The 15,551-nt window shown below is 64.5% G+C and carries 10 protein-coding genes; 3 read left to right on the top strand and 7 right to left on the bottom strand.

The genetic code is table 11. The features are described from left to right. Positions 1-30 precede the first annotated feature (30 nt). The 3 genes from IVB07_RS36875 to IVB07_RS36865 form a co-directional block, all read right to left on the bottom strand. Positions 31-1,629 (bottom strand): ABC transporter substrate-binding protein, encoded by a 1,599-nt coding sequence (locus IVB07_RS36875; protein ID WP_085361917.1) that lies wholly within the window; start codon positions 1,627-1,629, stop codon positions 31-33. Positions 1,630-1,801: 172 nt separating this feature from the next. Beyond that, a complete protein-coding gene (locus IVB07_RS36870) occupies positions 1,802-3,352 on the bottom strand; it encodes an AMP-binding protein (RefSeq protein WP_247295941.1) in 1,551 nt (516 codons plus the stop codon). A gap of 18 nt (positions 3,353-3,370) precedes the next feature. After that, positions 3,371-4,525, bottom strand: a complete 1,155-nt coding sequence (locus IVB07_RS36865) for an iron-containing alcohol dehydrogenase (RefSeq protein ID WP_018455970.1) — start codon at positions 4,523-4,525, stop codon at positions 3,371-3,373. 279 nt (positions 4,526-4,804) lie between these two features. On the opposite strand from IVB07_RS36865, the gene IVB07_RS36860 reads away from it, so the two are divergent. From IVB07_RS36860 to IVB07_RS36850, 3 genes are all read left to right on the top strand, one after another. Further along, the gene (locus IVB07_RS36860; RefSeq protein WP_018455971.1) at positions 4,805-6,010 is read left to right on the top strand and encodes an efflux RND transporter periplasmic adaptor subunit; all 1,206 of its coding nucleotides are present in this window, start codon (positions 4,805-4,807) and stop codon (positions 6,008-6,010) included. Then, a complete protein-coding gene (locus IVB07_RS36855; RefSeq protein ID WP_018455972.1) occupies positions 6,007-9,171 on the top strand; it encodes a multidrug efflux RND transporter permease subunit in 3,165 nt (1,054 codons plus the stop codon). Before IVB07_RS36860 ends, IVB07_RS36855 begins: the two co-directional genes overlap by 4 nt. Positions 9,172-9,477: 306 nt before the next feature. Then, positions 9,478-10,671 (top strand): ABC transporter substrate-binding protein, encoded by a 1,194-nt coding sequence (locus IVB07_RS36850; protein WP_026233063.1) that lies wholly within the window; start codon positions 9,478-9,480, stop codon positions 10,669-10,671. Positions 10,672-10,832: 161 nt separating this feature from the next. Here IVB07_RS36850 and IVB07_RS36845 read toward each other — a convergent pair whose 3' ends face one another. Genes IVB07_RS36845 through IVB07_RS36830 form a run of 4 tightly spaced genes read right to left on the bottom strand, consistent with a single transcriptional unit; the run spans position 10,833 to position 15,431 of the window. Then, entirely contained in the window at positions 10,833-11,219 is a 387-nt protein-coding gene (locus IVB07_RS36845; RefSeq protein ID WP_018455974.1) for an MAPEG family protein, read from the bottom strand. Positions 11,220-11,246: 27 nt separating this feature from the next. Beyond that, entirely contained in the window at positions 11,247-12,329 is a 1,083-nt protein-coding gene (locus tag IVB07_RS36840; RefSeq protein ID WP_247295944.1) for a lipocalin-like domain-containing protein, read from the bottom strand. Then, positions 12,319-14,781 (bottom strand): ABC transporter permease, encoded by a 2,463-nt coding sequence (locus IVB07_RS36835; RefSeq protein ID WP_018455976.1) that lies wholly within the window; start codon positions 14,779-14,781, stop codon positions 12,319-12,321. Before IVB07_RS36835 ends, IVB07_RS36840 begins: the two co-directional genes overlap by 11 nt. Then, entirely contained in the window at positions 14,778-15,431 is a 654-nt protein-coding gene (locus tag IVB07_RS36830; RefSeq protein ID WP_018455977.1) for an ABC transporter ATP-binding protein, read from the bottom strand. The genes IVB07_RS36835 and IVB07_RS36830 overlap by 4 nt, the downstream gene beginning before the upstream one ends. Between the last annotated feature and the right edge of the window lie 120 nt (positions 15,432-15,551).

Genomic DNA, 15,551 nt, shown 5'->3' with positions numbered 1-15,551 from the left:
GCCTCCCGTCGAACCCGTCAGCCGCCCGCGCTACTTGTCCATCCAGACGTCCTCGTAGCGATAGCCATTGTAGGAGCTGTTCGACATCACCGTCACGCCCTTGACGTAAGGTTGCCAGCAGCTGCCGGTACGTGCGTGGAAGATGATCGGGCGGGCGACGTCCTCCTGCAGCTTCTTGTCGATGTCCCACACCAGCTTCTTGCGCTTGTTAATGTCGGTCTCCTGGGACTGCACGTCGAACAGCTTTTCGATCTCCTTGTTGCAGTAATTGGTGTAGTTGCGCTCGGAGCCGCAGGAATAGTTCTCGTAGAAGGACTGGTCGGGGTCGTCGACGGCATTGCCGGTCAAATTGAGCCCGAGCATGTAATCCTTCCGCGCGATCTTCGGGAACCAGTTTGCGGTCTCGACCACGTCGAGCTCGCCGTCGATATAGATACTCTTGAGCTGATCGATCAGAATCACCGCAGGATCGCGGTAGACCGGAATGTTGCGGGTCGAGACCTTGACGGCGAGATGCTTATCCGGCCCATAGCCGGCCTTCTGCATCAGCTTTTTCGCTTCCTCACGGTTGGCGTTGATGTCGGGGCCGTAGCCCGGAATGGTCTCGAGCATCTCCTTCGGCATCCCCCACAGCCCATTCGGCGGCGGCAGCAGGGTGCCGCCGATGTCACCCTGGCCCTCGAACAAGATCGAGATGAAGGCCTTTCGGTCGAGCGACAGCGCCATGGCGCGACGGATGTCGATATTGTCGAACGGCGGCGCGGACGAATTGACGATGATGTTGGTGGCGACATTGTTGGGCTCGACCACGCAGACCGCGTTCGGCGCCTGCGATTTGACGTCCTTGAGCAGCGGGATGCTCACCTCGGTCGGGAAGGTCATGTCGAACTTGCCGGCGACGAACGCGAGGATCGCGGTGGAGCGGTTCGGGATGATGGTGAACTCGATGCCGTCGAGATAGGGCCGGCCCTTGCGCCAATAGTCGGGATTGCGGGTCAGCTTGATCGATTCATTGGCCTTGAACTCGACGAACTTGAACGGCCCGGTGCCGATCGGGTGCGTGCGCATGTCGCCGGGCGAGACGTGGCAGGGATAGACCGGCGTGTAGCCCGAGGCGAGCAGCGCCAGCAGCGAAGGCTGTGGCCGCTTCAGATTGAAGGAGACCTCGAGATCGCCGTTGGTGGAGACGTCGTTGACCTGTTCGTACCAGCTCTTGCGCGGGTTCTGCCGGAACTTCTGCTGCGACTTGCCCATCAGCATGTCGAAGGTGCATTTGACGTCCGCCGAGGTGAACGGCTTGCCGTCGTGCCACTTCACGCCCTGGCGTAGCTTGAAGGTCAGCGTCTTGTTGTCGTTGACCCAGGCCCAGCTCTCGGCGAGCTCGGGCACGATGGTGTCCATGCTGTTCTGCGCCACGTCCTGCTTGTAGATGACGAGGTTGTTGAACACCGGCATGAAGGGAACGTTGAGCGAGTAGGTCGCGCCTTCGTGGATCGAGGCATTGCCGGGACTGTCGCGGTGGTACATCCGCAAAATGCCGCCCTGCTTGGGCTCGCTGGCGAGTGCAACGCTCGAAAACGCAAGCAAAGATAGCGCCGCCGTCGCGGCGAGCGCCCGTACGCTCCGCATCCTCGTCCTCCCTGGACATCGGCCTTTTGCGGCCTGTTTGTCCCGACGATAGCGGCGCGTGCGCGGTGAGGCAACCGTCAAGGTCCGCTACTCTCTCGGCAATTCGGACGACGGAAGGCCGCAGGGGTGTCTCTCACGATGAGAGGGAAGTTTCTCCGGCGACAGCGGCCCTTCACACAATCCTTGACGCCTTGTTCCCCCAATACCGGTCCCGCAGCAGCCGCTTGTACAGCTTCCCCGTCGGCAGCCGCGGCAACTCCTTCTCGAAATCGACCGAGCGCGGCACCTTTTGCCGCGACAGCGACGCCCCGCAGAACGCGATCAGCTCCTCGGCGAGCGCCTCGCCCGGCACGGCCCCGGGCATCGGCTGCACCACCGCCTTCACCTCTTCGCCGAGATCGGAATTGGGCACGCCGAACACCGCGGCGTCCGCAACCTTCGGATGGGTGATCAACAGATTCTCGCACTCCTGCGGATAAATGTTCACGCCGCCGGAGATGATCATGAAGGTCGCGCGGTCCGTTAGATAAAGGAAACGATCCTCGTCGACATAGCCGACGTCGCCGACCGTGCTCATGCTGCCGTCGGCCGAGCGCGCTTCCCTGGTCTTCTCCGGGTCGTTGAAATATTCGAATGGCGAGGCCGTCTTGAACCAGACCTGACCCGGCGTGCCGGTCGGGCATGGCTTCATGTTTTCGTCGAGAATGTGGAGATCGCCGAGCAGGACCTTGCCGACGGTGCCGCGATGGGCGAGCCATTCCGCGCTGTCGCAGGCGGTGAAGCCAAGGCCTTCGGTCGCGCCGTAGTACTCGTGGATGATCGGTCCCCACCATTTGATCATGTCGTCCTTGACCAGGGCGGGGCAGGGCGCGGCGGCATGGATCGCGATCTCGAGCGACGACAGGTCGTAGCGCGTGCGCACCTCCTCCGGCAGCTTGAGCATGCGCGAGAACATCGTCGGCACCAACTGGGTGTGAGTGATACCCCACCGCTCGACGAGCTGGAGGTAACGCTCGGGATCGAAATTCTCCATGATGATCGCGGTGCCGCCCATGCGGATCGTGAGGTTCACGGCGGCCTGCGGCGCCGAATGATAGAGCGGCGCCGGCGACAGGTAGATCATGCCCTCGCGGTAGTGCCAAAGCTTTGTCAGGAAATCGAACAACGGCAGATTGTGTTTCGGCGGCTCCTCCGGAAGCGGCCGCAGAATCCCTTTTGGCCGTCCCGTCGTGCCCGATGAATACAGCATGGCGGTGCCGAGCCATTCATCCGGGATCGGCGTCTTCGGCAGGTCGGCGGTTACCTCAGTGAGGCCGACGATGCGCTCGCTCTCGCCCGGGCCGTCGGCGACGATGCACAGCTTGATGTCGGGGCAGACCTTGATCGCCTCGCGGGCGATATCGAGCTTCGCAACCGACGTGATCAGGATTTTCGACTGGCTGTTGACCAGGAGATAGGCGAACTCGCCCGGCGTCAGGAACGAGTTGATGCAGGTGTAGTAGAGGCCGGAGCGCTCGCCCGCGCCGCAGGCTTCGAGGTAGCGGGAATTGTTCTCCATGAAGATCGAGTAGTGGTCGAGCCGCTTCAGGCCATACTTGCGGAACAGGTGCGCCAGCCGATTGCTGCGCGCATCGAGCTCGCGATAGGTGACGGCCTCGCCGGTCGTCGCCATGATGAAGGCGGGCTGGAGTGGGCGCAGGCGGGCATGCTGACCTGGGTACATCAGTCCTCCGGCTTTGGATCATGCGGCAAGAAGCAGGATTTCGCGCACTTGAGCGGGGCTGTCGATCTTGCGCGGGTTGCGCGGGATCCAGTTCGTGCGCATCGCAGCGTCCGCGATGGCGTCGAAATGCTCCGGCGAGACGCGCACATCGGCGAGGCTGCGCGGCATGCCGAGCGAGCGGATGAAGGCATCGAGCACATCGGCTGCCGCGTGGCCGGGAAAGCCCATTGCGGCCGCGACGATCATCTGGCGCTCGGCATTGTCGCGCGCATTCCAGCGCATCACGGCCGGCAGCATGACGCAGGAGGTGTAGCCATGCGGTACGTCGAAGGCTGCGCCCAGCACGTAACCGATGCCGTGGCTCGCGCCCATCGGCACGCCAGCGGCGAGCGCGCCCATCGACAGCCAGGTGCCGATCTGCGCATCCATTCGCGCGTCGAGGTCAGCAGGGTCAGCCTTCACCCGTGGCAGCGCGTCGGCGAGCATGGCGAGGCCCTTCACCGATTGCGCGTCGGCATAGGGGTGCGTCTCGCGCGAGCAGATCGCCTCGACGCAATGATCGATGGCGCGGATGCCGGTCGAGAGGAATAGCCATTCCGGCGTGTGCACGGTGATGGCGGGATCGAGGATGGTCGCGCGCGGAACGCTGAGCGGATGCCGTAGCATCTGTTTCACATGGGCGGTGCGGTCGGTGACGCCTGCGATCGAGCTGAACTCGCCGCCGGCGATCGTGGTCGGCACGCTGATCTGACGCACGGTCGGCGCCGTCATCTCGGGCGCGACGCCCTTGTGCACGCGGATACGCTCGATGCCGTCGACATCGTCGATGCCGTTGGCGAGGCAGAGCTGCACCGCCTTGGCGCCGTCGGTGATCGAGCCGCCGCCCACGGTGACGATCAGGTCGGCGCCCGCTTCGCGCGCCGCATTGGTGGCGGCGATCACCGCCTCGCGCGGGGTGTGCGCCGGCATGGCATCGAAGACGCCCGCGCAATTTGTGCCCAGGGCTTGTTTGATCTTGGCGATTTCGTCGGTCTGCCGGTTGAGCGTGCCCGAGACCATCAGGAAGGCGCGGCGCGTCCCCAGCCGGTCCATCTGGGCGACCACGGCCTCGGCCGCGGGGTGGCCGAACACGACTTCCTCGATCGCGCCGTAAACGACACGTCCCTGGTGCACGCCTGTCCTCCCCGGACAATTCGTCTTGTTTTATGAGGAGCAATCTAGCCGAGCCGGCTCCGCCCGTCATGTGCGAAGACGCTAACGCACTCTCCGCTTGCTCTCCCGGCTTACGGGGAGAGGCCAACAAGCCCTGTCAACCCGTCATCCGGCCAGGGCATTCCTCCGAGCATTGCCTGCGCTTTGGTCTTGAAGAGTTCATCATTGCCACCCATCTTGTGGCGCCCGCGGGTACAGGCGTACCCTGCTTTTTCCGCGGCTTTGATGCGAGGACCTGGGATGACTGGACCGGACGGAAGCGAGCAATTTGTCAAAACGCACGATTTCGTTTCGCCTCGGCCTTACGCCATCGTCGGCCTTCTCGCCGCGGCGTTCGTGCTCACCGGTTGCGGCCAGCCGGCCTCGCAAGCGAGCGCTCCCCCGCCGGCGCCGGTAACCGTCGCCCAACCGGTCAAGCGCACCGTCACCGATTGGGACGAGTTCACCGGCCGCTTCGAGGCGATGGAGGAGGTGCAGGTCCGCCCGCGCGTCGGCGGGTTCGTCAACTCTGTCGAATTCCAGGATGGCGCCATCGTGCGTCAGGGCGATCTGCTCTACGTCATCGACCCACGTCCGTTCGAGGCGGTGGCCACGCAGGCCGAGGGGCAGCTTTCCGATGCCCGTGCCAAGGTGGAGCTTGCAAAGCGGGAGCTCGATCGCGGTTTGAGCCTGGTGCAGACCAGCGCCGTCTCCGAGCAGGTGGTCGATCAGCGCCGTCAGGCCTTGCAGGCTGCGCACGCTGCCGAAACACAGGCCGAGGGTGCGCTCAAAGTCGCCAAGCTCAATATCGAATTCACGCATGTGACGGCGCCGCTGACCGGCCGCGTCAGCCGCCACCTTGTCAGCCCTGGCAATCTCGTGCAGGGCAGCGATACCGGAACGTCGACGCTGCTCACCTCGATCGTGACGCTCGACCCGATCTATATCTATTTCGACATGGATGAGGCGACCTTCATCAAATACAGCAAGCTGTGGTTCGAAGGCCGCCGCCCGAGTTCGCGCGATACGGCGAACCCGGTGCAGGTGACGCTCGCCGGCGAGACGAAACCATCCCGTGAAGGCAGCATCAATTTCCTCGACAACCGCCTCGATGTCTCCACCGGCACGCTGCGCAGCCGCGCCGTGGTCAAGAACACCGATCTTTCGATCCTGCCCGGTCAGTTCGGGCGTATCAGACTGATCGGCAGCGCGCCCTATGAAGCGCTGCTGATCCCCGACGTTGCGGTCGCAACTGACCAGTCCCGCAAGATCGTGTTCGTGGTCAAGCCGGACGACACCGTCGAGGCGCGTCCCGTGACGCTCGGACCGCTCGACGAGGGCCTGCGCGTGATCCGCGAGGGATTGAAGGCGGACGACCGCGTCATCGTCAACGGCATCCAGCGCGCCCGCGTCGGTGCCAAGGTCGCACCGCAGACGGCACCAGCGCCCGCCGGTGGCAAATCATGAATCTTGGCCGTCTCTCCATCAACCAGCCCATCCTGGCGATGGTGCTGTCGATCGTGCTGCTGATCGTCGGCGCGCTGGCCTATACCACGCTGCCGGTCTCCGAATATCCGCAAGTGGTGCCGCCGACCGTCGTCGTCACCACGCAATATCCCGGCGCCTCCGCGCAGACCGTGTCCGACACGGTTGCCGCACCCATCGAGCAGGAGATCAACGGCGTCGAGGACATGCTGTATCTCTACAGCCAGGCGACCTCGAACGGCCAGCTCACCATCACCGTCACTTTCAAGCTCGGCACCGATCTCGACAAAGCCCAGGTGCTGGTGCAGAACCGCGTTGCGATCGCGCAGCCGCGTTTGCCTGAAGAGGTTCAGCGCAACGGCGTCACCACGCGCAAGAACTCGCCCGACATCCTGATGGTCGTGTTCATGCTGTCGCCCGACGACACGTTCGACCAGCTCTACATCTCCAACTATGCGCTGCTCCAGGTCCGCGATCAGCTGCTGCGGATCGACGGCGTCGGCGACATCCAGATCTTCGGCGCGCGCGATTATTCGATGCGGCTATGGCTCGATCCTGACCGGATCGCCAATCTCGGCCTGACCGCAACCGAGGTGCTCGCCGCGATCCGCGCGCAGAACGTGCAGATCGCGGGCGGCCAGATCGCCGAACCGCCGATCGCCGACCGCGCCTTCCAGCCGAACCTCACCTTCACCGGGCGATTGAAAGACCAGAAGCAGTTCGAGGACATCCTGATCAAGGCCGGCTCCGACGGCCGCACGGTGCGCCTGCGCGACGTCGCCCGTATCGAGCTTGGTGCTCTCGCCTACTCCACCAACAGCTTCCTGCTGCGCAAATCGGCGGTCGCCATGCTGGTGACGCAGCGGCCGGGATCGAACGCGCTCGCGACCGCGAAGAACATTTCGGACACCATGACGAAGCTGAAGGAGACCTTTCCGAAAGGCCTCGACTTCAATATCGGCTACAACCCGACCGAGTTCATCGCGCAGTCCGTCCACGAGCTGATCAAGACCATCTACGAGGCCATGTTGCTCGTGGTCGTCGTCGTGCTGGTGTTCCTGCAGGGATGGCGTCCCGCGATCATTCCGATCATCGCGATTCCGGTTTCGCTGGTCGGCACCTTCGCGGTGATGGCGGCGCTCGGCTTCTCGATCAACAATCTCACGCTGTTCGGGCTCGTTCTCGCCGTCGGTATCGTGGTCGACGACGCCATCGTGGTGGTCGAGAATGTCGAGCGGCATCTCGAGCATGGCATGAGCCGGCGCGATGCCGCGCTGAAGACCATGGAGGAGGTCGGCGGCGCATTGGTGTCGATCGCGCTGGTGCTGTGCGCGGTGTTCGTCCCGACCGCATTTCTGGGCGGAATTTCGGGTCAGTTCTTCCAGCAATTCGCCGTCACCATTGCGGTCGCGACCGCAATCTCCTGCTTCTGCTCGTTGACGCTATCGCCGGCGCTGGCCTCGCTTCTCCTCGTCCCCCACGAGGAGAAACGGCCGCCCGCGCGCTGGAATCTTGTTGCACGCGGCTGGAACGCTTTCACTGGCGTGTTTAACCGCGTGTTCGACCGTCTCGCGCATGGCTACGCCGGCCTCGCCAATTTCGTGATCCGGCATTCGGCGGTGATGATCCTGATCTACGTCGTGCTGATCGGCAGCGCCGGCTGGCTGATCGCCACCACGTCGCAAGGCTTTATTCCGGCGCAGGACCGCGGCTACGTCATCATCTCCGTGCAATTGCCGGGCGCCGCTTCGCTGGCGCGCACCACCGAGGTCGTGCGCGAGATCGAGCGGATCGCGCTGGATACGCCGGGTATCATCCGCGTGGCCGCTTTCGCCGGCTTCTCCGGCGCGACGCGGACGCAGGCCGGCAACGCGGCGGCGCTCTTCCCAGTGTTCGACGAGCCCGAGGCGCGGATCAAGAAAGGATTGTCTGCGAACGCCATCACGGTCGAGCTGCGCAAACGCTTGGCCGCGATTCAGGGTGCCTTCATCATCGTGATTCCGCCGCCGGCCGTGCCCGGCATCGGCACCGGTGGCGGCTTCACCATCCGCATCCAGGACCGCCAGGGCCGTGGGCCGGAGATGCTCGCCGCGGCTACTGACGAGCTTGTCGCCGCGGCGCGCAAATCGCCCTCGCTGCTCGCTCCCTCCGTGTTCTCGCCGTTCTCGGCCAATACGCCGCAGCTCTTCGTCGACATCGACCGCACCAAGGCGCAGAAGCTCGGCGTTCCCATCGCCGGCATCAACGACACGATCCAGACCTATTTCGGATCGACTTATGTCAACGACTTCAACCTGTTCGGCCGCACCTACCACGTCACCGCGCAGGCCGACTTCCCGTTCCGGAAAGAGCCGAGCGATCTCTCGCGGTTGCGCACGCGCAACGCCTCCGGCGACATGGTGATGCTCGGCAGCGTGGTCGAGTTCAAGGACGTTTCCGGCCCTGACCGCGTCGCGCGCTACAATCTCTACGCGGCCTCCGAGCTGCAGGGCGAGCCGGCGCCGGGCACCAGCTCGACCACCGCGCTCAACGCGATCAAGAAGCTCGCCGACGACACCCTCCCGAGTGGCTTCAGCTTCGAGTGGACCGATCTGTCCTACCAGCAGATCACGGGCGGCAATGCGGGTCTCTACGTATTCCCGATCTGCGTGCTGTTCGTCTATCTGGTGCTTGCCGCGCAATACGGCAGCTGGACCCTGCCGTTCGCGGTGATCCTGATCGTGCCGATGTGCCTGTTGGCGGCCACCATCGGCGTGCGCATCATGGGGCAGGACGTCAACATCCTCACCCAGATCGGTTTCGTCGTGCTGGTGGGGCTGGCGGCAAAGAACGCGATCCTGATCGTCGAGTTCGCGCGCGACATCGAGAAAGAAGGCAAGCCGCGGCTGGAGGCCGTGATCGACGCCTGCCGCCTGCGCCTGCGGCCGATCCTGATGACGTCCTTCGCCTTCATCCTCGGCGTCTTGCCGCTGGTGATCTCGTCCGGCTCGGGCTCGGAGATGCGGCAAGCCGTCGGCGTCGCCGTGTTCTTCGGCATGATCGGTGTCACCCTGTTTGGGCTTCTGTTCACGCCGATCTTCTATGTGGTGGTGCGGAACCTGGCCGAGGGGAAGAACGAGGGGAAGCCGAAGGCGGTGGGCTGATAAGTATCAAATGGCGCGCCACCGACCCTTCAATATTCACGCTGTCGTCCCGGCGAAGGCCGGGACCCATAACCCTCGAACGTGGTTTAGTGAAGATTCGTCGTTCGGTACTCCTACCGACCGCAACCGAGGGATTCCGCGGTATGGGTCCCGGCCCCCGTGCGCAATTGCGTACTAGGCCGGGACGACGCCGTTTGCTTGGCACGCCCTTCATACTAACGACCAACATGCAATGGATGGGCACCGCCGGGGTTCTTCACTAGTATCCGCGCGATTTCAAAACAGAAAACTGCTGGGAGCTAACAGATGAAATCAGCACTTTTGGCCGCTGTCGCAATTTCGGCTTTGCTGCTGGCCGCGCCGGCCTCTGCGCAAGGCGTCAAGATCGGCATCCTCAACGACCAGTCCGGCGTCTACGCCGATTACGGCGGCAAATGGTCGGTCGAGGCCGCCCGGATGGCGATCGAGGATTTCGGCGGCGAGGTGCTGGGCCAGAAGGTGGAGCTCGTCACCGCCGACCACCAGAACAAGCCGGATCTCGCGACCTCGATCGCGCGCCGCTGGTACGATGTCGAGAACGTCGACATGATCACGGAGCTGACGACCTCATCGGTCGCGCTCGCGATCCACGAGCTTTCCAAGGAAAAGAAGAAGATCGACATCGTCGTCGGCGCTGCGACCTCGCGCCTCACCGGCGATGCCTGCCAGCCCTATGGCTTCCACTGGGCTTATGACACCCGCGCGCTCGGTGTCGGCACCGGCGGCTCGCTGACCAAGGCCGGCGGCGACAGCTGGTTCTTCCTCACCGCGGACTACGCCTTCGGCTACGCGCTGGAGAAGGACACCAGCGAGATCGTCACCGCCAATGGCGGCAAGGTGCTCGGTTCGGTGCGCGTGCCGCTCAACTCCTCGGACTTCTCCTCCTTCCTGCTCCAGGCGCAGAGCTCGAAGGCGAAGATCGTCGGCCTTGCCAATGCCGGCCTCGACACCACCAATTCGATCAAGCAGGCGTCCGAGTTCGGCATCGTCTCCGGTGGCCAGAAGCTCGCGGGCCTCTTGATGACGCTCGCCGAAGTGAACGGCCTCGGCTTGCAGGCCGCGCAAGGCCTGGTGCTGACCGAGGGCTATTACTGGGACATCAACGACCGCACGCGCCATCTCGGCGAACGCTTTCTCAAGCGCACCGGCCGGATGCCGAACATGATCCAGGCCGGCACCTATTCGGCGACGCTGAGCTATCTCAAGGCGGTCAAGGCCGCCGGGTCCAAGGATCCGGATGCGGTCGCCAAGAAGCTGAAGGAGCTGCCGGTCGACGACGACTTCGCGCAAGGCGGCAAGGTGCTCGAGAACGGCCGCATGGTCCACGACATGTATCTGTTCGAGGTCAAGAAGCCCGCGGAATCGAAGAAGCCCTGGGACTATTACAAGCAGCTCGCGGTCGTTCCCGGCGAGAAGGCGTTCTTCACTGCCAAGGAGAGCGGCTGCCCGCTGACGAAGTGAGGATCTCTATGTCGTCCTGGCGAAAGCCAGGACCCATTACCCCGACAGCCGCTTGTTGAAACAAGCTGTCGCCGCCATCGTGCCCATAACCGTGTCCTGTGGTTATGGGTCCAGGCCTCCGCCAGGACGACGGCGGGGCAAGTGGCCGTATGTCGGCTGCCTCACACCAGTCGCAGCACCGCCGCCCCCAGCGCCCCCGCCCACAGCGCAATGGCCGCGATACCCTGAATAAAAAATCCCGGGCCGCGTTTTGCGGCGGCCTTCGAATAGCCGATGAAGTAAACGATGCGGCCGACGATCCAGACCGCGCCGATCGCCGCTGCGCCGGAATCGCTGATGTAAATCGCGAAAAGCCAGAGCGACGGCAGGAAGATCGGCATCCATTCCAGCGTGTTCATCTGGATCCGGAACGCGCGCTCGAAATCCGGATGGCCCGACATTGCCGGCACCTTGACGCCGGTTTTGGTGCGCGAGCGCGACACGTTGATGGAGGTGAAGAAGTAGAACAGGATCGCCAGCAGCGTGACGAGGGCGGTGAGGTGATGCATCGCTAGTCCCTTCGAAGAGGTCCCGGTTCAATACCCGGTCAGCTCGAGATAGCCAACGCCGTCATGCGTACCGGCAAAGCTGATCGGCCCTTCCCAATAGGAAAAACCGGTCCCCATCCACGCCTGTGGATTGAGCGGCTTGCACTGGATCGAGAACGACCGCGAGGGGATCGCGATCTGCCATTCCACCGGGAGCTTGTGTCCCGCGACCTCAGCCGTCGCTTTCGGCATCATCTGGATGTCGTCGCCCGCGATCATCTGCGTCTCGCCCATCGCGCTGATCCAGTTGCCGAACGGATAATCTTTGCCGTCCTTCTGCCGGAGCCGGTACAGCATCAGCTTGTCACCGGATGACAGGTGCAGCGACAGCCAGTCCCAGCCGGTCTGGTCGGCATCGAGTGGCTGGCTGCTCCATTCGCGGTCCATCCAGGCCTGGCCGGAAACATCGACCGTCCTATCGTCGATGGTGAGCGTGCCGCGGGCGCGATAGAACGGCTGGCTGTAATAATAGGAGGCCTGACCGCGCTCCGATTTACGGCTGTAGCCGCCGGCGCCCTGCAACACCACCGGACGATCGGCCTCGAGCGTCAGCACGTAACTGAAGTCGGCGCCCGAGGCCTTCAGCGTCAGCGGCGCTAAAGCGCGATCTTCGGTGCGCTCGGATCCGTTCATCTCCCAATCGTCGATCCAGGCCGAGAACGGTTTCGCCGTGACTCCGGCCTGTCCCACACCACCGCGGGAAAACAGCTCGTTGAAGCGGTGGGTGTCGGCGCGCGTTACCGCGGCATGCGCCATCCACACCTGTTGATTGGCCCAGCCTTCGCCCTGCGGCCCCGGCTGCGTCGCCTGTCGGAACAGCGTCCATTGCAGGCTGCAAGCCGCGCCGCTGGCATCGACGAGGTTCGCCGTGAGATACCACCATTCGATGCGAAACTCCGGATGCGGCCCGTGATCGTCCGGAAAGGCGAACGTCTTCCCCGGCGTGACCTTGGCAAAGCCGTCGGCTGTCTCGCCGAGCCCGGCATAGCCTTGCGCGCCTGCGCGGCGGACTGCCGCGAGCGCGGCGATGCCGCCGGCGAAGGTGCGCCGCGAAATCCCATCAGCGCTCATTGGCAAACACCTTGACGAGGCTCGCCGGCTGCATCCGGGCAAGTCGGATCATCGGCGGCAGGGTGGCAAGCAACGAGGCGAACAGCGCGACTGCCACCAGCTCGACCAGTTGCAACGGAAATACATGGAACGGCAGCCGCCAGCCGAACGCTTTCACATTGACGATCGCGATCAGGCACCACGCCACCAGCAGCCCGAGCGGCACCGCCAGCAGAGACGTGAACAGCGCGACCGACAGCGTCTTGGTCAATTCGATCGCGGCAAGGCGTGGCCGCGTGATACCGATCGCCCAGAGCGGCGCAAGCTGCGGCAGGCGCGAGTTCGCCAGTGTGAGAAGGCTGGTCAGAAGCGCGATCCCGGCGACGCCGAGGGTGAAGGCGTTCAGCGCCGAGGTCACCGCAAAGGTCCGGTTGAAGATGCGGATCGATTCCGCCTTCACCGTCGCCTGGTCGGCGACGCTGCGGTCGTCCAGCGCAAACTGCTTCTGCAGCGCCGCGATCAGACCGGGGATATTCTCCTTCGCGACGATGAGACCGATGCGCGTCTGCGGCGTCTGCGGAAAATGCCGGATCAGCGCCGCGACATTCACCGCCAGCTGTCCCTTGGGGTTGCCGTAGTCGGCATAGATGCCGACGATGTCGAGCTCCCAGGTCCCGCCCGGCGCCGGGACGTCAACGACGTCACCGACGCGGACGTTGAGGCGGCGGCTCAGCTGCTCGCTGATGAAAGCGGCATTGCCGGGTATGAGTTGTGTCCAGGCACCGGGTGCGGCTTCGAGCAGCGGCCAGCGCTCGCGATAGAGCGCGTGATCGGGCAGGCCGAGCAGTTCCACCGGCTGGCCCTGCACCTGCGCCTCGGCACGTCCGCCCGACAGGATCGCCTGGACATCGCTGCGCTCCTTCAGCCAGTTGCGGATCGCGACGCCTTTCGCATTGTCGGAGGCGCTGATGTAGACGTCGGCTGCGAGCCGCCCGTTGAGCCAGCCGATGAAGGTGCGGCTGAACGTTTCCACCATGGTGGACACCCCGACATTGACGGCGAGCGCGAGCAGCAGCGCCATCAGCGCCAGCGACAATCCCGAGAGCTGCTGCCGGCTGTCCGCCCAGAACCACAGCGCGAGCGGTTTTCGCGCGAAACGCTGCCCGGTTTGCAGGATGATGTCGAGGAAGGCCGGCAAGATCAACGCCGCGCCGAGCATCAGCGCTGCCAGCACGCCAAAGCCCGCGATCAGCGATTGCCCGTACTGGAGCAGCAACAGCGCGACGGCGAACACGGCGCAGGCAGCCCCGCTCTGCAGGATCAGCCAACGGCTCTGCCTCTGTTGCCAGGCGCGCGGCTGCGCGGTCGCCAGCACCGGCATCCTGACAGCCTTGATCAGGCTGGTCGCCGCGGCAACAAGCGCGCCCACAATGCTGATGCCGATCCCGGCGAGCCACCATTCGGGACGCAAGCTGAGCTGCCCCGGGATTTGCGCGCCGTAGAGCCCTCGCAGGGATGCTGCGACGTCGGGCAAGAGCGCGGCTGCAATGAAATAGCCGCAGGCGAGCCCGATCAGGCCTGCGACCAGCGACAGCGCCACGAGCTCGACCACCAGCACGGTGTTGACCAGTCGTGCCGAGGCACCGCAGGCCCGCAGCGTGCGCAGCATCGGCAGCCGCTGCTCGAAGGCGAGGCCGACGGCTGAATTGACGATGAAAAGACCGACGAAGAACGACAGCAGGCCGAACGCGGTGAGGTTGAGGTGAAAGCTGTCGGTGAGACGCTCCAGCTCGGTCTCCGCATCCGGCTCAACCCGCTGTAAGCGGTCGCCGACGACGCTCGCTAAGGGCGCGGGCTTGCCCTTGGGCTTGCCGATCAGAAGCCGCGAGATCTGGTCCGGCTTGTTCAGCAGCCGCTGCGCCACGCCGATATCGACCACGAGCACGTCGGGCACGAGCTGCGGCAGCACGCGCAGCGGCGGCAGTATTGCGCCGTTGCTGATCGGCGGCGCTGCGCCTTCCCGCTCCTGCAAGTCGGTCAACGTTTCCTTTGCCACCAGCGTCTGGCCCGGCGGCGCCACGAAGCTGCTCAGATCGGCGGCGCCGAGGCGCGGTGCGTTGCCGACATCGACCGGTAGCGTCACCGGCTCGATGCCGAGCAGCCGGACCGAGCGCCCGTTGACCTGGACCCGTCCCTCCAGCATCGGCGAGACCGGCCAGCCGGCGCGGCGCAGCTTGACGAACAGCTCCTGCGGAAAAGTCGCGGCATCAGGCGCGACCAGCATCGGCGTGCGCGCGCCGCCGAAGGTTGCCGCGGCGCGGTCATAGGCGCTGCGGGCCTGCTGGTTGATCGCCTGCACGCCGCTCCACAGCGCAGTCGCCGCGATCAGCCCGATCAGGAGCGTCGCGAACTGCATCTTGTGGCGCCGCCAATGGCTGAGCAGCACGGCGAGGACCCAGAGCGCGCGCCTCATGCGATCCGCCCGGCATGCAGGTTGACGTGGCGATCGAGTGCGGCGGCCAGATGCAGGCTGTGCGTCACCATCAGAAAGCCGCAGCCGGTGCGCGTGACGAGGTCGCGCGTCAAGGCCAGCACGTCCTCGGCGGTGGCCTCGTCGAGATTGCCGGTCGGCTCGTCCGCCAGCAGCAACGACGGCTTCGTCGCCAGGGCCCGGCCAATCGCGACCCGTTGCTGCTGTCCGCCCGACAATTGTTCTGGATAACGCTTGAGCAGGCCGCCAAGCCCGAGACGCTCGATCAGCTCCTTGTACCAAGCCTCGTCGTACCGGCCGGCGATCCGTGCCTGAAACACCAGATTATCCCCGACCGACAGACTCGGGATCAGATTGTATTGTTGAAACACCAGGCCGATCCGGTCGCGCCGCAGGCCCGCGCGTCCCGCATCGGACAATTTGGTGACCTCCGTGTCTTCCAGTCGGATCGTGCCGCCATCGGCGGCATCGAGCCCTGCGATCAGGTGCAGCAGTGTGCTCTTGCCGCTGCCGGACTCGCCGGTCAGTGCGACGCGTTCGCCGGCCTTGAGATCGAGATCGACGCCGCGCAGGACATGGACCGGCTCACCGGCCGAAGAGAACGTCTTGGAGAGGTTTCGGATGCTCAGCACGATGAATGGCGCCGGACGGAATTAGCGGAATTGCTGCGTAGCACACTTGCTGCGGAAATGCCGGGTTGCGTTGGTATTGAAGCCGTTGTTAGCTCCTAAGAGGACCACATCAAAAAAGTG

Source organism: Bradyrhizobium sp. 172, assembly GCF_023101065.1.
Lineage (GTDB): Bacteria > Pseudomonadota > Alphaproteobacteria > Rhizobiales > Xanthobacteraceae > Bradyrhizobium > Bradyrhizobium canariense_D.
The sequence above is the reverse complement of the archived record's forward strand: the minus strand, read 5'-3'. Positions and strand labels throughout refer to the sequence as shown.